The 23,086-nt window shown below is 60.7% G+C and carries 23 protein-coding genes and 1 pseudogene; 11 read left to right on the top strand and 13 right to left on the bottom strand.

The window, feature by feature from the left end:
- Window positions 1–34 precede the first annotated feature (34 nt).
- Genes gmk through VSP_RS29155 form a run of 3 tightly spaced genes read right to left on the bottom strand, consistent with a single transcriptional unit; the run spans window position 35 to window position 2,790 of the window.
- Complete coding sequence (gene gmk / locus VSP_RS29165) at window positions 35–652, bottom strand: guanylate kinase (protein WP_009965175.1); 618 nt, start codon at window positions 650–652, stop codon at window positions 35–37.
- A gap of 14 nt (window positions 653–666) precedes the next feature.
- Window positions 667–1,905 carry a DUF6807 domain-containing protein gene (locus tag VSP_RS40210; protein WP_009965174.1) on the bottom strand — a complete coding sequence of 413 codons (1,239 nt, stop codon included), beginning with the start codon at window positions 1,903–1,905 and terminating at the stop codon, window positions 667–669.
- An 18-nt stretch (window positions 1,906–1,923) separates the two neighbouring features.
- Window positions 1,924–2,790: a YicC/YloC family endoribonuclease gene (locus VSP_RS29155; RefSeq protein WP_009965173.1), complete on the bottom strand. Its 867-nt coding sequence runs from the start codon at window positions 2,788–2,790 to the stop codon at window positions 1,924–1,926.
- A 153-nt stretch (window positions 2,791–2,943) separates the two neighbouring features.
- Between VSP_RS29155 and VSP_RS42750 the strand changes: the two genes are divergently transcribed.
- The 4 genes from VSP_RS42750 (at window position 2,944) to VSP_RS29140 (ending at window position 8,117) form a co-directional block, all read left to right on the top strand.
- Complete coding sequence (locus tag VSP_RS42750) at window positions 2,944–3,315, top strand: hypothetical protein (RefSeq protein WP_156345512.1); 372 nt, start codon at window positions 2,944–2,946, stop codon at window positions 3,313–3,315.
- Window positions 3,270–5,270 carry a PAS domain-containing hybrid sensor histidine kinase/response regulator gene (locus VSP_RS29150; RefSeq protein ID WP_157211126.1) on the top strand — a complete coding sequence of 667 codons (2,001 nt, stop codon included), beginning with the start codon at window positions 3,270–3,272 and terminating at the stop codon, window positions 5,268–5,270. Before VSP_RS42750 ends, VSP_RS29150 begins: the two co-directional genes overlap by 46 nt.
- A gap of 281 nt (window positions 5,271–5,551) precedes the next feature.
- Window positions 5,552–6,508 (top strand): DUF6807 domain-containing protein, encoded by a 957-nt coding sequence (locus VSP_RS37925; RefSeq protein WP_009965170.1) that lies wholly within the window; start codon window positions 5,552–5,554, stop codon window positions 6,506–6,508.
- Window positions 6,509–6,659: 151 nt separating this feature from the next.
- Entirely contained in the window at window positions 6,660–8,117 is a 1,458-nt protein-coding gene (locus tag VSP_RS29140; protein WP_157211125.1) for a Gfo/Idh/MocA family protein, read from the top strand.
- A gap of 258 nt (window positions 8,118–8,375) precedes the next feature.
- On the opposite strand, the pseudogene VSP_RS41575 reads toward VSP_RS29140, so the two are convergent.
- The 5 genes and pseudogenes from VSP_RS41575 to VSP_RS29115 all read right to left on the bottom strand — a co-directional run.
- Window positions 8,376–8,990, bottom strand: a pseudogene (locus VSP_RS41575) (transposase); the annotation flags it as partial.
- A gap of 470 nt (window positions 8,991–9,460) precedes the next feature.
- Window positions 9,461–10,642, bottom strand: a complete 1,182-nt coding sequence (locus VSP_RS29130; protein WP_009965167.1) for a PQQ-dependent sugar dehydrogenase — start codon at window positions 10,640–10,642, stop codon at window positions 9,461–9,463.
- A gap of 41 nt (window positions 10,643–10,683) precedes the next feature.
- The gene (locus VSP_RS29125; protein WP_009965166.1) at window positions 10,684–11,586 is read right to left on the bottom strand and encodes a TIM barrel protein; all 903 of its coding nucleotides are present in this window, start codon (window positions 11,584–11,586) and stop codon (window positions 10,684–10,686) included.
- A gap of 107 nt (window positions 11,587–11,693) precedes the next feature.
- Window positions 11,694–11,936 (bottom strand): hypothetical protein, encoded by a 243-nt coding sequence (locus tag VSP_RS37915; protein ID WP_009965164.1) that lies wholly within the window; start codon window positions 11,934–11,936, stop codon window positions 11,694–11,696.
- Window positions 11,937–12,052: 116 nt separating this feature from the next.
- Window positions 12,053–12,541 carry a hypothetical protein gene (locus tag VSP_RS29115; protein WP_156345514.1) on the bottom strand — a complete coding sequence of 163 codons (489 nt, stop codon included), beginning with the start codon at window positions 12,539–12,541 and terminating at the stop codon, window positions 12,053–12,055.
- Between the two features lie 100 nt (window positions 12,542–12,641).
- Here VSP_RS29115 and VSP_RS29110 point away from each other — a divergent pair, with 100 nt between their 5' ends.
- Window positions 12,642–12,908, top strand: a complete 267-nt coding sequence (locus VSP_RS29110) for a hypothetical protein (RefSeq protein ID WP_009965161.1) — start codon at window positions 12,642–12,644, stop codon at window positions 12,906–12,908.
- Between the two features lie 18 nt (window positions 12,909–12,926).
- A complete protein-coding gene (locus VSP_RS29105; RefSeq protein WP_009965160.1) occupies window positions 12,927–13,685 on the top strand; it encodes a TSUP family transporter in 759 nt (252 codons plus the stop codon).
- Between the two features lie 177 nt (window positions 13,686–13,862).
- On the opposite strand, the gene VSP_RS29100 is transcribed toward VSP_RS29105, so the two are convergent.
- The 4 genes from VSP_RS29100 to VSP_RS29080 all read right to left on the bottom strand — a co-directional run bounded on the left by VSP_RS29100 (window position 13,863) and on the right by VSP_RS29080 (window position 16,158).
- A complete protein-coding gene (locus VSP_RS29100; protein ID WP_009965159.1) occupies window positions 13,863–14,747 on the bottom strand; it encodes a hypothetical protein in 885 nt (294 codons plus the stop codon).
- A 20-nt stretch (window positions 14,748–14,767) separates the two neighbouring features.
- Entirely contained in the window at window positions 14,768–15,214 is a 447-nt protein-coding gene (locus VSP_RS29095; protein ID WP_009965158.1) for a pyridoxamine 5'-phosphate oxidase family protein, read from the bottom strand.
- A gap of 146 nt (window positions 15,215–15,360) precedes the next feature.
- Entirely contained in the window at window positions 15,361–15,660 is a 300-nt protein-coding gene (locus tag VSP_RS37910; protein WP_009965156.1) for an EF-hand domain-containing protein, read from the bottom strand.
- A gap of 153 nt (window positions 15,661–15,813) precedes the next feature.
- A complete protein-coding gene (locus VSP_RS29080; RefSeq protein ID WP_009965154.1) occupies window positions 15,814–16,158 on the bottom strand; it encodes an EF-hand domain-containing protein in 345 nt (114 codons plus the stop codon).
- Between the two features lie 155 nt (window positions 16,159–16,313).
- On the opposite strand from VSP_RS29080, the gene VSP_RS29075 reads away from it, so the two are divergent.
- Entirely contained in the window at window positions 16,314–17,558 is a 1,245-nt protein-coding gene (locus VSP_RS29075) for a serpin family protein (RefSeq protein ID WP_009965153.1), read from the top strand.
- Between the two features lie 103 nt (window positions 17,559–17,661).
- Here VSP_RS29075 and VSP_RS29070 read toward each other — a convergent pair whose 3' ends face one another.
- On the bottom strand, window positions 17,662–19,251 hold the full coding sequence (locus tag VSP_RS29070; RefSeq protein ID WP_232289521.1) for a PhoH family protein: 1,590 nt from the start codon (window positions 19,249–19,251) through the stop codon (window positions 17,662–17,664).
- Between the two features lie 407 nt (window positions 19,252–19,658).
- Between VSP_RS29070 and VSP_RS29065 the strand changes: the two genes are divergently transcribed.
- The 4 genes from VSP_RS29065 (at window position 19,659) to kdpA (ending at window position 23,069) form a co-directional block, all read left to right on the top strand.
- Window positions 19,659–20,507 (top strand): PIG-L deacetylase family protein, encoded by an 849-nt coding sequence (locus VSP_RS29065; protein WP_009965151.1) that lies wholly within the window; start codon window positions 19,659–19,661, stop codon window positions 20,505–20,507.
- Between the two features lie 408 nt (window positions 20,508–20,915).
- Entirely contained in the window at window positions 20,916–21,116 is a 201-nt protein-coding gene (locus VSP_RS42745; RefSeq protein ID WP_157211124.1) for a hypothetical protein, read from the top strand.
- A 23-nt stretch (window positions 21,117–21,139) separates the two neighbouring features.
- Window positions 21,140–21,223 (top strand): K(+)-transporting ATPase subunit F, encoded by an 84-nt coding sequence (gene kdpF, locus VSP_RS44055; protein ID WP_009965148.1) that lies wholly within the window; start codon window positions 21,140–21,142, stop codon window positions 21,221–21,223.
- 34 nt (window positions 21,224–21,257) lie between these two features.
- Window positions 21,258–23,069, top strand: coding sequence for a potassium-transporting ATPase subunit KdpA (gene kdpA, locus VSP_RS29050; RefSeq protein WP_009965147.1), 1,812 nt, complete (start codon window positions 21,258–21,260; stop codon window positions 23,067–23,069).
- The last annotated feature ends 17 nt before the right edge of the window (window positions 23,070–23,086 follow it).

The following is a 23,086-nucleotide window of genomic DNA, read 5'->3' as shown; positions in this document are numbered from 1 at the left end:
CGGGATCAGTTCGGTCGGATCGATCAGCGATTGTCTAGGTGAGCCGGGCCACTCGCATGCGCTCTGCGAGGAGCAGCGAGCGGAATTTCTCAAGGTCGGCTTCGCGGGAGCCACTCACCAGGGCGTAGCGGTACTTGTGCCAGTGGGCGATTTCGGTCAGCGCGTTGCGCAGGCGCAGTTCCAGGCTCTCATCGTCCTCGGTACCACGGCCGGCGAGCCGCTCCTTCAGGGCATCGACAGAGGCGGGCAGGATGAAAACATCGGCCAGGCACTGTTGCACCAGTTCGTCATCGCAGGCGCGCACCAGCGTGGCACCCTGCACATCGATGTCCATCACCACATCCACCCCGCGCTCCAGGTTCTCCTTCACATAGGTCTTGAGGGTGCCGTAGAGATTGCCATGCACCCGGGCGTGCTCGAAGAACTCGCCGCGGGCGATTTTCTCCTCGAACTCCTCCTCGGAAAAGAAGAAATAGTCTTTCCCATGCATCTCACCCGGGCGGGGTTTGCGGGTGGTGGCAGAGACGGAGTGCACCGCCTCTCCCAGGTCCGCGATCTGGCGGCAGAGAGTGGTTTTTCCGGAGCCAGAAGGGCCGGAGACGATGAGAAGCACTCCCAGGCGGGATTTCGGGAAAGGGGCGGGATCGGGCATGAAATGGGACAGAGTCAGTCAGTTGGGGCAACCGTCACTTTGGCCGGATTTGCGTAGTCGTGCAACAGCCTGTCCAGCAAAGCCGCGTCCGGTCTGCCATCGCGGATCACAAACCGGTAGCGCAGGACGAGAGGCTTGCCGGGCTCGATGGACCAGTCACCCTCCGCGGAGGGGGCGATGCACAGTTGCGGGTTCTTGGGATTCAGCCGCAAGGGTTGGGGGAACCGGAAATTGTCTGGATGCATGAGGACAGCGATGCCCGTCAGCGTGCCGTCCACCTCACCGCCCAGCCACACCCAGGAGGCCTTGGTGCCATCGCCTTTGGTGCGATCCGCGCCAGTGGAGGTGAGCATGGTCACCTTGTCCACCGGGTCCCACGGCTCCGGGCCGCGCACGCCCAGGCCGCCGTAGTGGTATTTGGGCAGTTTCAAGGGTTCCTGCCCCGCGCAGGTCTGGGTGGTGACGAGATCCAGAAGGTACGTCGATACGCCGCCGATCTTCACGGAGTAGCTGGTCACGCTCCAGTTCTCCCGCAGCACCTCTTTTTCCGCGCCGCTGGTGTGATCCAGCCAGCGATGGGTGCTGGTAAAGCCACCATGCACCGGACCGCTCCACTCGGTGTCGAGCTGGCCAAAGCGGACCTCACCCGTCAGCTTGCCGTCCTTGCCCTTGCCCATGTTCCAGAAGTCCGGGTGCCGCCCCTCGAACTCGGTCTTGGTCCAGGCCATGAAAATGCCCCTCTGGTGGGGGTGATCTGGCCGGTAGTCCCCGGTGACGCGCCTCCCGCTGGGGGAGTACACGGGATGCAGGTAGGCGCCATGGCGGAAGTCGTCAGAGGTGCAGGGGGGCACTTTGCTCGCCTCCATTTGGTAGGTGAAGAAGGGCTGCTTCCCCGCCAGAAACTGCAGGGCTCCTCCCAATTTGGCGACATGGATGGCGTCGGAAGGGGGAGAGGCATTTCCTTCTCTGGCTTTCACGATCAGCTTGGCTCCCGGCGCAATCGCCGGTGTGATGAGCGTCCAGGTTTTTCCGTCAGCGCTGGGCTGCACGGGCAGTGACTTGCCATCCGGCGTCATGAGTTGAGAGACGCCCTTGGTCCCCGCTGGCGCGGCAAAGCTGGCCAGCCCGGCTTCCCGCCCCTGTTCACCTCCCTCGACAGTCGCGGTCAGGCCGGCGGCGTGCAGGCCCCCCATCAGGGCGGCCTCAATCAGCAGCGGGAAAGTCCAGCGTGGGAGGGGAGCGGAAACCTTCATGATGGGAAGAACGGGCGGCTACTCGATGTTCTGCACCTGTTCGCGGATCTTTTCGAGCTCCGTCTTGGCCTTCACCACGAGCTGGGCCAGCGTGGCGTGGTTGGCCTTGCTGCCCATGGTGTTGAGCTCGCGGAACAGCTCCTGGGAGAGAAAGTCAAGCGGGCGTCCCACGGGCTCTCCGCTGTCCATGTAGGAGCGGAACTGGGCGATGTGGCTTGTGGCGCGTGTTATTTCCTCGCTGATGTCGCAGCGGTCGGCAAAGAGGGCCACTTCCTTGACGAGACGCTCATCGTCGAGCGGCAGGGGCAGGCCGGCATCCGTGAGGCGCTGGCGGAGGACATCACGGTACCGGGTGACCACCTGCGGGGTCAGGGCGGCGGCTTCTTGCAGCATCGCCGTCAGGGCGTCCAGCCGGGCATTGATGTCGGCCTTGAGGTGGTCGCCTTCCGTGCGGCGCATGGCCAGCATGGCGATCAGGGCCTGGGCCAGCGCTTTCTCGATGAGAGGCTTGGCTTCTTCCACATTCCATCCGCTGTCTGCCAGGCTGAAGACGCCTTGCCAGCGGGTCATGTCAGCACTGCTGATGGTGGCCTGGACGCCGAGCTTGCTCGAGAGGTCCAACAAGGCGGCCGCATACTGTCTGGCCAGATCGGTATTCACCGTCAATGAGGAGGCGCTGCCGGTCCCCTTGTCCCCGCTGATGCTCACCTGCACACGCCCGCGGGAGAGTTTCTCCGCAAGCTGGTTGCGCAGCCCTGGCTCGAGTTCATTGAGCTCGCGTGGCAACTGGACCACCAGCTCGAGCTGCTTGCGGTTCACGGAGCCCGCCTCCACGCGCCAGACCACCCCGTTGCCAACGGCCTCGCCACGTCCAAATCCTGTCATACTGTGCATCGCGCGATGTAATGCCAGCCGGGGGAAAGGCAACTGCGCGAATGGCGGGGTGCTTGCCCCTCATTATAATTGGGGGCATTATGGTGCTTGCGTGAACCGGCTTGCGGGTTTGCGTGAAATTTGCGATTATTATTAATGGCGAGTATGAGCGGCTTACCTGAGGCTTCCCCTGCGCGGCGAATCCATACTCCTACCGCAGGGTCTGCCCATGCGGCTGCGGAGGAGCAACTTCAGGAGAGTGAGGCGCTGCTACAAATGGCAAGCCGGATGGCGCGACTGGGGGGCTGGGTGGTGGAGGTACCGCCATCCAGGTGCCTTTGGTCGGCAGAGGTCTGTGAGATTCATGAGGTCCCAGTCGGCACGTATCCCACGGTGGAGGAGGGGCTCGCCTACTATGCACCTGGCTGGCGTGACAAGATCCAGAAGGTCTTCTCCGAGTGCGTGGAGCACGGCACACCTGGGATGAGGAAATGCAGATCCGCACTGCCAAAGACCGGCTGGTGTGGGTACGAGTGATGGGGCAGGCAGTGCGCAATGGTGACGGTCAAATCATCCGGGTGCACGGCGCGTTTCAAGACATCACCGAGAAAAAGCAGGCCGAAGAAGCCCTGCGTGAGAGCGAGCAGACCCTGGCTGCCCTGATGTTCAACCTGCCCTGTGCGGTGTACCTCTTTGGCCAGGACGGGCGCATGCTCCGGTGGAACGCAGAGTTTGAGAATGTCACTGGCTACAGTTCTGAGGAGATTGAGCGGATGGTGCCAGAGCAGTTTATCGTGCCGGATGATGTGTCCACGGTGCGAGCCCGCATCGCAGAGGCATTCACCAGTGGGCATGCGTTGGCGGAGTTGCGACTGCTCTCCAAGAAAGGAAAGACGGTGCCCTACATTTACTCCGCAAGCCTAATCCTGATGGAGGGACAGCCCTGCTTGCTGGGGGTGGGCATGGACATGAGTGCCCAGCGCCAGGCGGAGATGCAACTGCGTGAGCAGGCTGAACTGCTGGACAAGGCGCAGGACGCCATCCTTGTGGTGAATCTGGAGCGTCGCGTCACCTACTGGAACAAGGGGGCTCAGCAGCTCTACGCTTGGTCCTCAGAGGAGGCACTGGGCAGGGAGGTGGCGGATCTGCTGCATGCAGAGCCAAACGAGTTTCAGGGGGCATTCACCCAGGTGAACGCTGCCGGTGAATGGACGGGCGAGTTGAAGCAGCAGGCCAAGGACGGGCGCCCCCTCATCGTGGAGAGCCGTTGGGATCTCGTGCGGGATGACCAGGGGCAGCCGAGGAGTCTGCTGGTGATCAACACCGACATCACCGAGAAAAAGCGCCTGGAACGCCAGTTCTTCCGGGCGCAGAGGATGGAGAGCATCGGGACGCTTGCTGGTGGCATGGCGCATGACCTCAACAACGTCCTCTCCCCCATCATGATGGCGGTGGACCTCCTCAAGCTCAATACCCCGGATTCCGGGAGCCAGGAACTACTGGAAAATATCGCCACCAGTGCCAAGCGGGGTGCTGACATGGTGGGGCAGGTGCTTTCCTTTGCCCGCGGCGTGGAGGGGCGGCGGGATGAGGTGCATGCGGGCCGCCTCGTGGATGATGTGGAGAGGATCATCCGCGATACCTTCCCCAAGAACATCCAGATTCGCACCAACGTGGGCAATGACCTCTGGAGCTTGACGGGTGATCTGACCCAGCTACACCAGGTGCTGCTGAACCTGTGTGTGAACGCCCGTGACGCCATGCCCGAGGGGGGCTGTATTGCCATCTCGGTGGATAACATCACCCTGGATGCTCACTATGCCGCCATGAATATGGAGGCCAAGGTCGGCCCTTACCTGGTGATTCAGGTGGAGGACACCGGCACCGGCATTCCGGCGGCGATCATGGACAAGATCTTCGATCCGTTCTTCACCACCAAGGCGGTGGGGAAGGGGACAGGTCTTGGCCTGTCCACCTCCATGGCCATCATCAAGAGCCACGGTGGTTTCATACGAGCCCACAGTGAGGCCGGCAAGGGGGCGAAGTTTCGCATCTACCTGCCAGCGCGCAGTGTGGCGCAGAACCAGCCCGCGGTGGATGAGGACTCCAAGGTGCCCCGGGGCAAGGGCGAAACGGTGCTGGTGGTGGACGACGAGGCGGCGATTCGTATGATCACCCGGCAGACGCTGGAGGCATTCGGCTACAAGGTGATCCTGGCCTGTGACGGCGCAGAAGCCGTGACCACCTACGTGGAGCATCGTCAACAGATCGCCCTGGTGCTGACCGACATGATGATGCCGGTGATGGATGGGGAGGCCACCATCAAGGTGCTGACCAAGATGAATCCTGCGATCAAGATCGTGGCGGTGAGCGGCGTCAGTGCCAGCGATGTCACGGCCAAGGCCGCTGGGGCCAGTGTGAAGACCTTCCTGCCCAAGCCCTACACCGCGCAGACGCTCCTCAAGGTGGTGAAGGACGTCATTGCCCTGTGAAACTGGCCCGGCCTTGCCTAAACAGGGCGGTACAGATGTGTCGGACCGATGCCGGCGGTGACATGGTCTGTACATGCAGATAAGGCCTTGAGAGATGAGGGGAGAGGAGCGATTCAGGCAGATCGGATTTTGTGAGGGCAAAGGGTCACAAATCTACCAGAGGACGGCTCCTGCCCTTTAAACTCAAGGAGTTTCCCCCGCCCGTAGGGTGAGGGGCTGACACTCCCCTTGAAAGGTTTTCCTTTCCTTTCCGTTGCCTTCACTCCAAAATTTCTGGCTGCATGCGTAGAACCTCACCTCCCCTCATTGCCACCGTCTTTCTCGCCCTGGTCTCCTCGTTGGGGGCTCAAACTGTAACGCTCAAGCCGGGCGATACGGGGCTGAAAGTCGAAATCGACGGCAAACTTTTCACTGAGTATCACACCAAGGATGTGCCCCGGCCGTTCCTCTATCCCATCATTGGTGGGGCGGGGGAGAACGTGGTGCGCAACTTCCCCATGGTGCAAGATGTCCCGGGAGAGGCCAAGGATCACAAGCACCATCGTGGTCTCTGGTTTGCCCATGGCTCGGTGAATGACATGGACTTCTGGAGTGAGGAAAAAGACTTTGGTCGTCAGGAGCACGTTCAGTTCTCGGAAGTGATTGCCGCTGGCAACAAGGGCTCCTTCGTGGCGGACACCAAGTGGGTGGCCCCGAATGGCAAGGTGCAGCTTACGGATACCCGCAAGATCACTGTGATCGCATTGCCGGAAGGCGAGAAGTACATCGACTTCGACATCACGCTGAAGGCGACGGAAGGCGCAGTCATCTTTGGCGACACCAAGGAAGGCACTATGGCCATCCGCCTGAGCTCCGGTCTGAGCCTGAAGGGTGAAGGCGCCGCTGGCCGTGCCTACAACAGTGGCACGGACAAGAACAAAGATGTCTGGGGCAAGCGTGCTCCCTGGGTGGCCTACTATGGCCCGGATCCCAAGGGCAATCTCGTCGGCGTGGTCATGTTTGAGCATCCGAAGAACTTCCGCGCCCCCACCTGGTGGCATGCCCGGGACTACGGTTTGTTTGCCGCCAACCCGTTCGGCATTCATGATTTTGAAGCCAAAAAAGACGAGAAACACCTGGGTGATCACAAGCTGGCCAAGGGGGAGAGCCTGACGCTGCGTTACCGGTTTTATTTCTCCAAAGGCAAACCGACCCCGACCCCGCTGGGTGCGAAGTTTACCGAATACTCGGCCCAATGATGCCGGGCACCCCCATCAAATCTGTGAAAAAACGCAAAATGGCTGAAATACCCCCGTTGTACTGACCTCTTCCGGCACCGAGAATACTTTCCAGCCAAACGAATCCGCCAAAACGCCAACTCCATACTGAAAAATGAACACACCCACCTCCATGAATCGCCGTGACGTGCTGCGCAGCACGGTTTACGCTGGCACGGCCCTTGCCCTGCCGACTTGGGCAAACGCCGCTGGATCCAACGGCGACATTCGGATTGCTGTCATCGGTTTCAAGGGCCGCGGCTCTGGTCACATCGGCAGCCTGTCGAAGATCAAAGGCGTGCGCATTGTAGCGCTCTGCGATGTGGACTCCGAGGTGATGGACAAGCACGTCGCCAACCTCAAGAAGAACAACGTTGAGGTGAAGAGCTACACGGACTACCGCAAGCTTCTGGAAGACAAGGACATTGACGCCGTGACCATCGCGACGCCGAACCACACGCATACCGTCATCGCCCTGGCCGCCCTGGCCGCTGGCAAGCATGTGTATGTGGAGAAGCCCGTCTCCCACAACATCCATGAAGGTGCCGCTCTCGTGAAGGCCGCCTCCAAGGTGGAAGGCAAGCTCATCCTCCAGCACGGCATGCAGCGCCGCTCTGACCTCGGTTGGGCAGCCGCGGAGGAGTACCTCAAGTCTGGAGCGCTGGGCAAGACGCTCCTGTCTCGTGGTGTGAACTACAAGGCCCGCAAGTCCATCGGCAAGGTCTCCGGCCCTCAGCAGCCGCCGTCCACGGTGAACTACGACCTCTGGTGCGGTCCGCGCGAAACCGCGCCCGTCATGCGCGAGCAGTTCCACTATGACTGGCACTGGCAGTGGGCCTACGGCAACGGCGACATCGGCAACCAGGGCCCGCACCAGCTCGACGTGGCCCGCTGGATGCTCCACAACCCTGAGAAGCTGCCGACCCGCGTGATGAGCTTCGGCAACCGCTGGGGTTATGATGACGACGGCCAGACTGCCAACAACCAGCTGGCGCTGTATGATTACGGCAAAGGCACCGCGCCGATCCTCTTCGACAACCGCGGTCTTCCCAAGGCTGACATGAACTGGCAGAAAGGGTTCGAGCCCGTTTACAAGAACGTGGTGCGCATCGGCAACGTCGTGCATTGCGAAGGCGGCTACATCGCTGAAGCCAAGGCCTACGACAACGAAGGCAAGTGGAACGGCCAGAAGTTCGCGATCCAGGACGGCCCGGATCACATGAAGAACTTCATCCTTTCCATCCAGGCTGGCAAGCTGGTGAACCCGAACCTTCACGTGTCCCACGGTCACCATGCCGCGGCCCTGGCTCACATCGCCAACATCTCCTACCGCCTTGGCAAGAAGGTGGGGCCCGGCGAAATCAAAGAGCGTCTCCAGGGTGACAAGTTCGCCCTTGAAACCTTCGAGGACTTCGCCGCCAACCTGGCTGCCAACAAGATCGACATCGGTGTGGATCAGGCCCACGTCGGCCCCTGGCTGACTCTGAACCCCGACACCCTTCAGTTCGAAGGCGAATTCGCCGCCGAGGCCAACAAGCTGGCCACCGAAGACGTCTATCGCGACGGATTCAAGCTCGCGGAAGTGGGCTAAGGCCGTCTGCTGATTGGGTAGTTTGCTAGAACTTCGTAAAGCGCCCCGGGAAACCGGGGCGCTTTTTTTGGTGGGGGGGGAGGGGCGAAGGGCGAGGGGCGAGGTTGGAAGGTGAAACGTGATGTGCTATTCAGCGCGGACAACACCTGGCCCCGCTTGTCCCGACGCGTCGGGATGGAGTGCGGCGTGAAGCGCCGCTTTTGTGGACCTGGGACATGGGCATAGAGATGCGATGGGGGAGCAGGGGGAAGGGTGCGGTCAGTCGGCGGATGTGTGTCCCTCCATAGCTGTTCGCACTTCCTGCCGGACAAAGCGGCGCTTCACGCCGCACTCCACAGCGACTTCGTCGCCAGGTGGAGATTCCGTGTTGTAGCTTGAATCTTGGTCAGCTTCGAAGTCGTCCGGAATCTTCAACTGATCGGTCTTGAAGGCACTGACAGTTTTCAACCAGCCAGCAGATGCGGTTCGCTCAAACCATGCCGCTGAACACCAGCGATAGTTGCTCGCCACTGGGACCAGTCCATGTTTGACCGGGTTGTTGTGGACGTAGTTGAGCCTTGCGATGTATGCCTTGTGATAGGTCAGTCGTGAGTCCCAGTAGTTGTGCCAAACTTTTCGTGCAGGAGATCCGTCCAGTCGGTTGATCTCCATCGACGTGAAAGTGTGTAGCCTGTTGATGAAGTCACGCAGGGACGAGGTGTTGGCCGCTTGCGCATCCGGTCGGGCTATTAGGTGATAGTGATTAGGGAATACGGCCCACGCCTCAAGTTGCCAACCGTGCGATTGTGCTTCGCGAAGAAGCGTGTTGTGCAGAAAGTTCAGCCTGGAGGTGCCTTGAAAGTAGTGCGCCTTTTCGTAGGTGCTGCCTGTAACGAAGAATGTCCCCTAGGTATCCAGGCGATGCGGAGGAGCGTGAGGCCAGGGTGCCGGAGTCTCTTGCGTCGATTCCATTCGATCCCATATTGCATGGACACAAATTGCGCAATCGAATTGGAGGCTGATTCGAGAGCAAGCGACATTGCAGTACACATCATCTGGCGACGAAGTCGCTGTGGAGTGCGGCGTGAAGCGCCGCTTTGTCCGGCAGATGGAGCGTACGTGGATGATTGGATGACCTTGCAGCCGGCTGTCCGGTCAGGCCTCTGCTCCCCTTCTCAGGCTCTTCTACATGTCCTGGGGCCGCGAAAGCGGAGCTTCACGCACGCACTCCACAGCGGCTGCGCCGCCAGATGTTGGGGCTGGTCCATTGTTTGGAACACATTCAGCCTCCAACCCCACAAAAAAGAGGCGGTGCAGGCACCGCCTCTTCACAGTCATTCGCGTAATTTCAGCTCACGCGGCCCCTACTCCTCCACCCGGTGGAGCTTCCCGTTCCAGTCGAGAACGAGGATCTCCTTGTTCAGGTCTTCGCAGAAGGCGCTGGGTTTCATCAAACCCTGTCCCTTGGGGTTGAGCGGGGCCTGGAAGATCAGTTCATTGCTGATGACCTTTTTACCGGCCTTGTCATACTTTAGCGCCCAGATTTTGCCGAAGGCCCAGTCGCCGTAGATGTAGGCTCCTTTCAGATTGGGCAGCTTCTCGCCGCGGTAGATGAATCCACCGGTGATGCTGATGCCGTCAGAGTGCGGGTACTCATGAATGGGTTCGATGAACTTAGCATCGGCTGGGGGTGCATCGGTGCGGATGGGGAAGGGGCGGGCGCCCTCCCGGTAGCTCCAGCCATAGTTGCCGCCTTTTTCGATGAGGTTGATCTCCTCCCAGATATCCTGGCCCACGTCGGCGCACCAGAGGGTGCCGTCCGCGTCAAAGCTCAGGCCCCAGGGATTGCGGAGGCCCAGGGCGTAGATTTCCGGGCGGGTTCCGTTGACGTTCGGGAAAGGATTGTCGGCCGGGAGCCCGTACTGGCGGCTGCCCTGCTTCGTGTTCACGTCGATGCGCAGGATCTTGCCGAGGAGCGAGAAGGGGTTCTGCGCGGTGCGGGTCACGTCATCGCGTTTCCCGCCGTCCCCAAAGGCAATATAAAGGGAGCCATCCGGTCCAAAAAGCAGGTTCCCGGAGTTGTGGTTCCAGAAGGGTTGGGGCACCTCCAGGAGGATGCGCTCCGTCTTCAGATCGGCCTGGTTGGGATCGCCTTCAGAGACCTGGAATTCGCTGACGATGCTGCGCTTGGGGTCCTGCTGGGAGTAGTACACGTAGAACTTCCGGTTCTTGGCAAACTCCGGGTGAAACGCGAGTCCGAGCAGTCCTTCCTCGAACTTGCCGTCCTTGGCCTCCATGGCACGGCTGGTGAAGTCCAGAAAGACCTTGGCGTCGGCAGAGGACTCGTCCTTGGGCAGCACCAGGATCTTGCCGCGCTGCTGCAGCAGGAAAAGGCGGTTGGAGCCGTCAGGCGGGATGATCGCGCTGGTGGGCAGCTCGGTGACCACGTTGGGGTACGCGGGCTTCAGGGTGTAGGCGCTGGCGTCAACGGCCAACAGGCCCACGGCGAGGGCGGACAGAAGGGTGGGTTTGAGACGTGGTTTCATGAAATAGTAAACTGAAGGGGGATTCGGTGGAAGTGGGCGCGTCAGGCCACATCGCACAGGGTGACGGCCTCGCGGAGGCCCACCATCGGATCCTTGGTGGGGATGAACTCGTGGCCTACATAACCCGTGTAGCCGATCTCGAGCAGCTTCCGCATGGCGGGCGGATAGTTGATCTCCTGATCGGCACCGATTTCACAGCGGCCGGGATTTCCGGCGGTGTGGATGTGGCCGATGATGTCTTTGCAAGACTCCAGCCGGCGGAGGATGTCGCCGTGCATGATCTGCACGTGATAGATGTCGAAGAGGAGCTTCATGTTGGGCGAGTCCACGCCGCGCACGATCTCCGCGCAGTAGTCGATGTTGTCGCCCTGATAGCCGGGGTGGCCCTTCATCTCCGCGGAGTCACGGGTGTTGAGGTGCTCGAGCAGGAGCACGACGCCCTTCTTCTCGGCGTGACCGATGATCTTCTTGTATGCCTCAATGCAGTTCTTCTTGCCCTGCTCCAGGCTCACCACGCCACCGCCCTGGGCCGTGGTGTCGGCAAATCCCGTGAAGCTCAGCACATTGGGGTTGCCATATTCCGCGCACTGGTTGATGCGCTCTTCAATGACCTTGAGGTTGGCGTCCCAGAAGGCGGGCTGGTTCATGCCTTTGACAAAACCATGGGCACCGACGTAGGCGCACTTCAGGTCGTTGGCCTTGAGCAAGTCCCAATGCTGGGGGGCGAGGCCTTCCACGCTCACGCAGCCCAGTTCCTTGGCGGCCTTGATTGTGTCCTCCACCTTCCACTTGGATCCTCGCTCAAAGCACCAGTGTACGATACTTTGTTTGATCTTGCCGTGTTTGAGCGGCGAGGCAGGGGCGGCAGATGAGGACTTGGGGGTGAGGGCGGCCAGGCCGGAACCGGCAGCCATCCAGCGGAGAGCGGAGCGACGTGAGGGCATGCAGTGAGAAAGAGAAAAAGTTCCGGGCCATTCTAAACGTGCCAGCCCGGCTGCCTCAATCTTTCTCTTTTATGCGCAGGGCATTCTGCGAGTACGGGCAGCGGGGCCTATTTTGGGCTCTTTTCCGCAATCTCTTTGAGGTATTTGGCCGAGTCCTTCTCGAAGTTTTTCAGACAGCCCTTGCAGCAGAGCTTCACTTCCTGGCCGTCTTTCACAAACGAGTAGGGCTTGCCCATGGTGCCGAGGCCCTCACCCGAGACCGGGCAGGTGTTGAGCTTGTAGGGCTTGGGGTCCGCTCCAAAAGCGGAGAGGGAGGTCAGGGTGAGCAACAGCAAAAGGGTGGATTTCATCGTGCAGATATACGGTTGAAACTGCGCAGGGGATGAACTGGAACGTGCCCTGTGCTGGAATATGTGCAGCAAGTTCCGCGCCGTGGTTGAGACGGCACCTTTCCTGAAGATGGATCTCAGGGGGCTTCCCGAACAGGGAGGCTCCAAGTGGTAAGTGCGTAGGGGGTGGGGAGTTCCCGCCGGTTCCAGCTGACCGTCACAGCCTGCGGCCCTAGTCTCAGGTCCGCGTCTCTCCGTGGCACCGAGGCTGGTTGGCTCATCAGGACGTTGCCGCTCCGGTCGCAGGCTCTCACTTCGCGATCAATCAGACTCATGCGGGGAGGCGTGGCGTCCGTGATCAAAAGGGTGCGTCCGGGCACGAGTTGACTTTCCACCCAGCTCTGCACCATCGGCATGCCACCTTCTGTGTAGAGACGGTCCAGCGTTTGATGAAACTCCTCCTGCGTACCCAGATCCAGCGGGGGAAGGTCTGAAGGCGGGATTAGGGCGGCTGTATCCCCAGGCTGATCGCCCCAGGGGATGTACCGTTGGACCATGCTCACGGCGACCACCACCATCATGAGGCCGCCAAACAGGAACACCACCGTGCTGAAGAATTTTGGCATGATCTGATAAGGGGCACCTCGGGTTGCTTTGTTGCTGGAGAATTGGACACAGGCCCGCTCAATTTGTTGGAGGGAAAGCTTGGATGCGCCATGCTGCCGCATGCGCCTTCCGCTTTTCATTGCTGTCTTGCTGACCTCTACCCTGCCTCTCGCGCAGGGGGCGGACGATTACAAGCCCAGCCCTGATGCCCCACCTCAATTGGGGGTATCCAAAGGGATGATGCTGAAAGTCAAGTTCACGAGTCACACCATCTTGCCGGGCTCGGAACGGGAGGTGTCCATCTACCTTTTGGCTGGTCTAGACCGCTCCCAAGGAGTGGTCAGCGGCCAGCGGGCACCCGCCAAACCCGCCGCCCCCAGGCTCTAGCCGCAGAAGTTGCCGGTCATGCCGATTTACGTCTGGCTTCTGCTCTTTCTGGCCGGTTTTACAGGTGGTTTCATCGACTCCATTGCGGGAGGCGGCGGCCTCATCACGGTGCCCGCGTTGCTGACGGTGGGGCTCCCGCCCCAGGTGGCCTTGGGCACCAACAAACTGCAGTCCTCCTTTGGCACGCTCATCGCAGTGGTCCGGTATGCCCGCGCCGGTCTTTTGGGGACGCGCTGGCTCTGGCTGGCGGTGGCGGCAGCGCTCTGCGCCTCCATGGCGGGAGCCTGGGCGGTGAGCGCGCTCGACACAAGTTCGTTAAAACAACTCATTCCGTGGCTTCTGGCGGCGGTGGCGGCGTACACCATGCTCAACCGGCGGTTTGGCCTGACGGCGGGACGGGAACGCGTGCCCCCGGTGGTGTTCGCCTTGGTGGCTGGCACGGCTCTGGGCTTCTACGACGGCTTTTTTGGCCCCGGTGCTGGTTCTTTCTGGACGGTGGCGGTGGTGACTTTGCTCGGGCTCGATCTCAGGACTGCCACGGGTTATACGAAGACGGCCAATCTGGCCAGCAACGTGGGGGCTCTGGGTATCTTCCTCGCGCACGACGCGGTGCACTTTGGGGCGGGCGGGGCGATGATCGCCGGACAACTGTTGGGGGCACGCTTGGGATCTGGTCTGGTGGTGAAGAAAGGCGCGCAGTTCATCAGGCCCGTGTTTATGACCGTGGTGGCGGTACTTACGGCAAAGCTGTTTTGGGACCTGCTGGCGGGTCGGTGAAATTTTTAACCACAGAGGGACAGAGGGAATGCAACTGAGGTTTAGACAGAATTAACAGAATTTACGGAATTAGGGTTCAGCTACTATTTGGCCGAGATGGTGTTGATTTCTAATTTTGTTAATTCTGTCTAAACCGCAGTTCCAGTCTCTGTGTTTTCTGTGCCTCTGTGGTTAAACTTAATCGTTGCTTCCGCCACTGCTGCCAAAATCCTTCTGATACCTCTGCAAAAGCGATGCGCCCTCATCCCTCGCATTGGGAACGATATAGATTTTTCCTCGAATCGCCTTGGTTTCGCCCGGCTTTACTTCGCCGATGCGGAAGTCGCTGTGCAGGCATCGGGCCACACCCTGGAACAGCTCCTGATAGGGGCTGAAGGCGACGGCGAAGATCCATTGGTCATCCTGGCTGAAACAGCCGATGAGGCCGTGGCTGGGGATGAGGGTGCTCAGAGGACGGGGATTCACATCCGTGCGCGGCACCTCCCTGGGGCACCAGACTTGTCCAGGCATGTAGCGTGCCTGGGTGGCCCAGGGATTGGTGGGCAGCCGGGTGAGCCGGTCTTTGAGGAAGATGAAACTACGGTCGAGCTTGATGTTCGTCTCCTTGGGATCGGCGGTCTCGCCCCCGGCGAAGTCCCCCAGGCGGATGCACGGCTGGGCCCAGTGGGCCTCGTTGAGGTGGCTGGTGGGATTGTGGGCCCTGAGGTTGAAGGTGATTTCATCGTCCCCGGCCTGGATTTTATGGTCCACCACCAAACCGTCTTTCACCTGACAGCGGAGGTGCAGGCTCTTGCCGTCAGGCGGGGCGGAGACGAGCTCCGTTGTGTGTCCCACGGTCGTGTGTGTGACCCAGTCTGCCGCAGCGGAGCCGGCGCGGCAGTAGGCTTCCAAGTAGTTGATACGGATCTCGCCCTTGGGCAGGTGGCTGCCCTTGATGACCAGCCAGTGGCCCGCCCGGGCGAGGTGCAGCGTGGGTTTCGCTCCCGCTGCAGGAGTCGTTTCCTGCGCACAGACCGGCGCGGCGGCAGCAGAGAGCGTGGCGAGAAAGGTGCGACGGAGCATGGGCGGGAGAGACAGGACCTCTACGCGAGAGGCACCTCATGATAGTGCAGCGCCCATTCCCGCATGTATTGCACCCGTTGAGGCTGGATGCGGTAGATGATGAGCTCCGGATTGTCCGGCGTGCCCAGGTAGGCTCGCAACAGGGCGTTCCCAGCCCAGATGTCATTCAGCACGGCAGCGTCCGTCACCACCTCAGCCACTCCGGTGATGCGGACCTGATTGTGGTCAGGGTCCAGGTAGCAGAGTTCGACCTTCGGGTTGTGGGCGATTTCTCCGGTTTTGTGGTAGCTTCGCAAATTGGCCACGTACACGGTGAACCCTTCCGTTTTCACGGGAGAGACAGGACGCACCCTGGGCTGGTCGCCGTCCATGCTGGAGAGCATGGGAAATTTGGCCGTGCGTAGGGTGGCCTGGGCCAGGGCGGGCAGTTCGGCCGGATCGAGCGGTTTGACTGGAGGAGGGGGCATGGGTAAAAAAACGTGCAGCGAGTCTTCATTTTGACAGAAGAGCCGGGCTTCCTGCCAGCAAAACAAAAAAGGCCGCCCCCACCTGCGTGGAGACGGCCAAATTCAAAACGATCGGGTGGTCCCGTACGTTGGGAAGAGAGCTGGGCTTACTTGGCCCCTTTGGCTTCCTTCTTGGCACCCACTGCAAGGAATTCTTCCTTGCTGAGGTCGCCACTCTTGTCTTTGTCTTTGCTGGCGAACTGCTTCTCGGCCTTGGCGGCGTCTTTTGCCCCCTTGGCGAACTCTTCCTTGGTCAGTTTGCCATCGCCATTGCCATCTTTCTTGGTGAAGGCGGCTTCGGTCGGGCCCTTGGGCTTGTCACCTTCGGGCTTCTTGGCGGCTTCGTCAGCGGCGAAGGAAAGGGAGGCGGTGGCAAGGAGAGCGAAGAGAACTGCGGTGATTTTCATGACTATGTTACTCTGATTTGGTTATGCTTTGGGTTTCAGTGGCACGCCGCAGGTCGGGACCTGGAGGTGCTTGCTGCTGAAACGGAGCTCCCCCGCCGTCATTGCACCTATTTTTCAAGAAAATGACAGACGGGGAGCGGACGAGGGGCCGGATCAGGGCTTCTTGTCGCCCTCGGGCTTGGCGGGCTTTTTACCCTGTTCACCGGGCTTGCCCTCAGGGCGGGCGACGAACTCTTCCTTGGAGAGCTTGCCATCCTTGTCCTTGTCCTTGGCTTCGAAGCCTTTTTCAGCGCGCTCAGGATTCTTCTGGGCGAAGGGGGCGGCCTTGAATTCGTCCTTGCTCAGGGAGCCGTCGCCGTTGGCGTCGAGCTTCTTGAAGGCTTCTTCAGGGTTGCGCTTGGCCCCGTCACCTCCGGGGGGCTTGGGCTTGTCACCATCAGCGGCGAGGGCGAGGGAGGCGCTGAGGGCCAGGGCGAAAAGCGTAAGCATCGTTTTCATATTCGGTAATTGAATGAGGACTGCTGATATTGTGATTTGGCACGCGCTCCGGAGCGGATGGCAGGGAGCACGAGGCTGGATGAACGTTGGCGGGGATGCTTAGTTGCAGATTTTTTTCTTCTCTTCTTTCGAAGGAGGCGGCATGGTTTTGCTTCATGAAAGTGTGTTCACTCTGGCGGGCTGGATGGTGGGCGCTGGCTCTGCTGGTTGCCGCAGCGCCGGGAGCGATGTGGGCGGAAACCGATCGAGCGGTCGGTGCTCAAGCGTCCAATGTCCTCGCCTTCAAGCTGGCACCGGCCCTGCAGACGATGCCAGAGAATTATGTGATGTGCCCGTATGCCCTGCATCGGGTGCTATCTCTGGTATTGGAGGGCGCGGAGGGGAAGACCCGGGAGGAATTGGCCCAGCTGCTGGGATGGAAGGCGGACTTTGCCACACGGTCAGCGGCCATCAAGGAGCTCGGCACCGCCTTGGGTAGGTCGGCTGGGGAAGGTGCGGTCACGATTGACTCGTCTCTGAATTTGCTGGTTCGCAACAGGGTGCGACTGGAAGACTCTTTTTTGGATCTGGCACAGGACACTTACGGCGTGACGCCCATGGTGCTGAAGAGCGATGATCCCGCCAACGCTGTGGAAGGGGTCAATGAACTGATCAGCCGCGGCACCCGGGGGCGCATTACGAACCTGGTGCCTCCTGGAGGCTTGGGCGCGGACAACGTCCTGACGTTGGTGAGCACCCTCTTTTTCAAAGGGGCGTGGTCAGAAAGGTTCCCGGCTGAGAAGACCGTGCAGCGGCCGTTTTGGGTGCCTTCTGCCCGAACAGACAAACAGGTCAAAATGATGCGCAAAACGGGAGATCTGCGCCACGCCAGCATGAAGGCGGGGGGCTATGGTCTCCTCGAACTACCCATGGGGGCCCGGTCGCAGGATTTCTGCATGCTCATCTTGTTGCCTGATGCGCAGGATGGACTGCCAGCAGTGGAGAAGGCGCTCACGCAGGCGGGGTTGGAAGAGGCGATCGGCAAGCTCGACTCTGCCCGGGTGACGGTGCATCTGCCCCGTTTCTCTTTCTCTCTAGGGGGTGATTTCACGATGCTTCTCAAAGCGTTGGGCGCAGGCAGGGTGATCGCGCCCGGAGACGCGGAACTGGGGCCAATGAGCCGCACCGTACCCCTGCGTCTGAGTGCACTCTATAAGGAAACCACGGTGGACGTCAACGAGACGGGGGCTGAGGCAGCCTCGGCAGTGGCGATGGCTGCAGGGCCCTTCTCCTCCGGTGCACCCAATGCGGAAGCACCCAAGCCCCCGGTCATGTTCATCGCCAACCACCCGTTCCTTTTCTTCATCCGTCACCAGCCCAGTGGATTGATCCTGGTGATGGGACGGGTGGACAACCCGTGATCTGGGGTTCGAGGAATTTGCGTGACCTGCGGTTCCAAAAACAATGCCGGCCCGGGCGATGAACCCGGGCCGGCATCAGAGTCTGAGAGCGGGAGTGAAGGGACTAGAGCAGGCGGGCCCCGGCTTCGGCAAGCGGGCTGCGCTCGCCTTTGCCCAACGGGACGTGGGCGGCAAAGGACTGGCCACGCATGCGCTGGCGGGTGTACACCAGGCCGTTGCTGCGGCTGTCCACATAGGGATTGTCGATCTGGGCGGGATCGCCGATGAGCACCAGCTTGCTGCCGCGGGACATGCGTGTGACCACCGTCTTGGCTTCCAGCGGAGTGAGCTGCTGCGCTTCATCCAGGATGAAGAAGCGGTCTGGGATGCTGCGACCGCGGATGTAGCAGAGCGCCTCGATTTCGATCACACCGGACTGCACCAGCGGATCGTAGGGGGCGGCGGCGCTGCCGGGCGTCATGCCCTGCGTGGGTGGGTTGGGGTTGCCGTGGCGGGAAGTCTTCTTCTTGCTGAAGCTGGGATTGGCGGCCGGGCGGGTCAGCAGGTCCAGCGCGTCGTACACTGGCTGGAGCCAGGGGCGCATTTTCTCATGCAGGGAGCCAGGCAGGAAGCCGATGCCCTGACCCATGGCCACGATGGGCCGGCTCACGGTGATGCCGGAGTAGGTGTTGCCCATCACCTGGGAGAGGCCTGCGGCGCAGGCCAGCAGTGTTTTGCCCGTGCCTGCTTGTCCGAAGCACGTGACGAGGGAGATCTCCGGATTCATGAGCGCATCCAGCAGGCAGGCCTGACCCAGGTTCATGGGCTTGATGGTGCGGCCCTGCAGGATCTTAAGCGATTCCGGCACATGCAATTTGATGAATGAACCCGTGGCACTGAAGCGGGCGGGCATGGTGTTCTTCTCCCCGGCGGAGAGCAGGACGTATTCATTGACGGCCAGGGCAGGGTAGCGGCGTGGCTCCAGCTCCAGGATGCTGCTGCTGGCGAAGCGCTGCAATTCGTGGGAGGTGACCTGCACGGTGACGAGCTCGGTTTGGGAGACTTCCCGCGCCTCCACCTTGTCATGCAGATAGTCCTCGCACGGCATGCCCACCGCGCGTGCCTTCAGCTGCATGTTCAGGTCCTTGCTCACGAGGATCACCGGATGATCGGAGAGGTGACCGAGCCAGAGGGCGCATGCGAGGATGCGGTGATCCGGCTTTTCCATGTCATGAAACACACGCTCGAAGCGCTGCACCGGCTTGGATTGAAGCGCCTCCTTGAGATCAAAGACCACCAGGCGCACCCGGCCGCCACCGGCGGTGTTCACGCCCTGCATGACATCCGCGCCGGGCTGTGAAAAGGCGCGGGAGAGCGCGCGGTGCACCTCGCGGGCGTTGGCTCCTCGATCGCTCGGTTCATTCTTGAACCGGTCCAGCTCACCCAGCACATCCACGGGGATGCACACTTCATTGTCCTCGAACCTTTGCAGGCAGGCCGGATCATGCAGCAGCACGTTGGTGTCCAGCACAAAGGACTTCACCCGGGTGCTCTGGGCGGAGCCGTTGCGCCCGTTGACTCCTCGTTTCCTTCGCGTCCCTGTTCCGCCTCCCGCGTACTGGACGCCGCCCCCGTTGCCGTGTTCCCTCCCGTTGGTGATTTCCTCTTCGAGACTCAGCATCAGTTCGGGGGAAGGAGCGGCTTCGTGGAGCATATAGGGCGTTGTTTGGGGTGGTTGAGGTTCAGGGGCGGCGGACCGGTGCGGTCAGCCTGACCATGGGGGGAAAAGAAAACCGCCCGTAAGAAACGCGCAGGCGTCCTCGGGCGGTTGGGGTCGTGCGGATGAAGCGTGCATCCGAATTAATTAAGTTCGTCAAAGTAAACACGACTTTGAGTGGCAACGGCAAGCATAAAAACCACGATCCCTCCATTTTCATGGAGAATCGCGTGACATAACCGTTGCATGCCTAAAGCGTGCCAGCCGCTCCGGGAACCTTGGTCCGCCTGGCTCGATTGTTGGAGATTTTTGCTCCCAACGGGCCGGTTGCGGACATTCCTTCTGCGGAATGCCACCAATCGCCTTGCTCCAAGGCGGTTTCCGCTCATCGTGAACCACCTGCCATGCTCTTTCGCCACTCTAAAGCCGACTTGTTTGTCCCCGACCAGACCGACCCCGCCCAGGCCTTTGCCCGGGTGACCCACCTTGGCATCGTCAGCCACCAGGATGACCTGGAAATTGCGGCCTATCACGGCATCACCGAGTGCTTCAGGCGGGAGGAGAAGTGGTTCGGTGGCGTGGTGGTGACGAACGGCTCCGGCAGTCCACGCAAAGGGCCGTATGCCCACTACACGGATGAGGAGATGCTGGAAGTGCGGAAGCACGAGCAGCGTAAGGCCGCCTTCGTGGGAGAATACAGTGTGATGGTCCAGCTTGGCTATCCCAGTGAGGATGTAAAGTCCGGTCGCCGGGAAGATGTGTCCGATGACTTGCTGCGCATCCTCAAGCTCACCCAGCCCCAGTTTGTTTATCTCCATAACCCCGCTGACCGTCACGACACGCATGTGGCCACCTTCCTGCGTTGCCTGGAGGCCCTGCGCTCCCTGCCCAAAGAGGCGCGCCCGCAGCGCGTGTACGGTTGTGAAGTCTGGCGCAAGCTCGACTGGCTTCTCAGCGAGGACAAGGTGATGCTCTGGGTGGACCAGTATCCGCATTTGATTGGTGCGCTGCTGGCGGTGTTTGACTCCCAGATCAGCGGCGGCAAACGCTATGACCTGGCCGAGGAAGGGCTGCGCCGCGCGAATGCGACCTACTTTGACTCCCACACGACGGACGCGACAAACTCGCTGACGTTTGCGATGGACCTGACCCCGCTCATTCAGGATGATACCTTGAACCCTGAGGACTTTGCCCTGGGGTTTGTGGATCGTTTGAAGGATGACGTAAGGGCGCGCATGCGGAAGTTTGCTTGAGAAGAGGTTTAGGCGCGCTGCGCGCTGGTTGAGGGGCCCGCAAGCGGGCTGTTGAGGCGCTCCGCTGGTTTAGGCGGCGCGAGCGCCTGGGGTGAGATGAGGGGTGATAAAAAACGCCTCTGGCTTCTCAGGCTGGTCTTGTGTGAAAGCTCCTCCAGATGTCCGCCACCTGGATGCGAAGCATCTTTGGGAGTGCGGCGAGAATCGCCGCCTTTAGGGAGTCCTGTGTCGGGCTGATGGCGATGTGGCGTGAAAGGAGGAGATGGGGCTTCGCTGGTGGGTGCAGGGAGGCAAATCTCACAAGGCGTAGCCAAAGCGGCGCTCCACAGCGACTTCGTCGCCAGGTGATGGAAGTGCCCAGACTGATTGACCCCTGGGGGCTGCCGGCGTCGAAGGCCGGAGTGTGCCATGTCCACCCACCCCCGTTTTAACACTTTTTTAACACCTCCTGGCCCCCTTTTAATTCGAGGGCCGGGGCGGGTGGAGGATCGTGGTTCCAATGAAACTTTCACCCCGGAACCACCCATGACTGACCTCCTCTACATCGCGGCCTTCACCGGCTTTTTCCTCGCGAGCGGATTCTACATCCGCTTCTGCGAGAAGCTCTAACCCCTGACTCATCCTGCATTGCCATGGAAACCATCCTCGTGGGCGGCGTCGCGCTGCTCCTCTTCATCTACCTTTTCACGGCCATGATCCGGCCGGAAAAGTTCTAGCACTTTCCTGAAACCCATTCACCTGAACCTTTTCATGCATACATCAGACTGGCTTCAGCTTGCCCTCTTTGTCGGGCTGCTGGCCCTCATTACCAAGCCGCTGGGCATCTACCTCACGAAGGTGCTGGATGCCAACGGCAAAACGCTGCTGGACCCCGTGGTGGGTCCGCTGGAGCGGTTGACCTACGCTGTCATGGGCGTGGACCGCACCCGGGAGCAAAACTGGAAGCAATACACTGTGGCCATGCTGCTCTTCAGCCTGGCAGGTTGTGCGCTCACCTACGCAATCCTGCGTCTGCAACACCTGTTGCCCTTCAATCCCCAGGGCCTCGGTCCCTTGAACCATCATCTGGCATTCAATACGGCCATCAGCTTCACCACCAACACGAACTGGCAGAGCTACGGTGGCGAGGGGACAATGTCCTACTTCTCCCAGATGGTGGGGCTCACGCTGCACAACTTCACTTCGGCCGCCACGGGGATCGCCATCGCGGCTGCCCTGGTCCGCGGCATCACACGTCATTCCGCAGGTGTGTTGGGGAATTTCTGGGTCGATCTGGTTCGATGCACCTACTATCTCCTGCTCCCTTTGAGCCTGGTGTTTGCGGTGTTCCTGGTCTCCCAGGGCATGATCCAGAACTTCAAACCGTATGACACGGCCACGCTCCTGGAGCCGCAGAAGGTACTGGTGGAGAAGAAGAACGAGGCGGGTGAGTCCATCCTGGGTGCAGACGGCAAGCCCGTCATGGAGGAGCAGGTGATCACGACGCAAACCATTGTGCAGGGGCCCATGGCCTCCCAGGTGGCGATCAAGATGCTGGGCACCAACGGCGGCGGCTTTGTGAACGCCAATGCGGCGCACCCCTATGAGAACCCCACTCCGCTCTCCAACTTTCTACAGATGCTCTCTATCTTCGCGATCGGCAGCGGGCTGACTTACTATCTCGGTCGCATGACCAACAACCAGGCACACGGCTGGTCGGTCTGGGGGGCGATGATGGTTCTTTTTCTGGCGGGGGTGATCACCTGCTGGTGGGCAGAGGCTCAGGGCAATCCCATCCACCAGGGGCTCGGCGTCGCGCTGGGCGATGGCAACATGGAGGGCAAGGAGGTCCGCTTTGGCATCTTCAACTCCTCCCTCTTCGCCACCATCACCACGGCGGCCTCTTGTGGGGCCGTCAACTCGATGCACGACTCCTTCACCGCCATCGGCGGACTGGTGCCGTTGTTCATGATGGAGCTGGGTGAGGTGGTCATTGGCGGGGTGGGGGCCGGGCTCTACGGCATGCTCGTCTTTGTGGTGCTCGCGGTGTTCATCGCTGGACTGATGGTGGGTCGCACGCCTGAGTACCTCGGAAAGAAAATCCAGGCCTACGATGTGAAGATGGCCATGCTCTCCCTGCTGGTCCTGTGCCTTTCCATTCTTGGCTTCACCGCCTGGGCAGCCGTCAGTGACTGGGGGCTGGCCGGGCTGAACAACGCCGGCCCGCACGGGTTCAGTGAGATGCTCTATGCCTACAGCTCCGCCACGGGCAACAACGGCAGCGCTTTTGCCGGCCTCACGGCAAATCCTGCCAACGGGGATCCTCACTACAACGTGACGCTGGGCTTGGCGATGCTCATTGGCCGGTTTCTCATGATCATCCCGATCATGGCGCTCGCGGGCTCGCTGGTGCAGAAGAAAATAGCACCGCCCAGTGTGGGTACCTTCCCGGTGGCGGGAGTGACCTTCACCATCTTGCTGATCGGCACGGTGCTGCTCGTCGGCGCTCTCAACTTCCTTCCCGCCCTCGCCCTGGGGCCGATTGTCGAGCACTTCCTGATGCTCAAGGGCCAGCTCTTCTAAACCATTTGTTTCCTGCT

Origin of the sequence: Verrucomicrobium spinosum DSM 4136 = JCM 18804 (genome assembly GCF_000172155.1) — a bacterium.
Lineage (GTDB): Bacteria > Verrucomicrobiota > Verrucomicrobiia > Verrucomicrobiales > Verrucomicrobiaceae > Verrucomicrobium > Verrucomicrobium spinosum.
The sequence above is the reverse complement of the archived record's forward strand: the minus strand, read 5'-3'. Positions and strand labels throughout refer to the sequence as shown.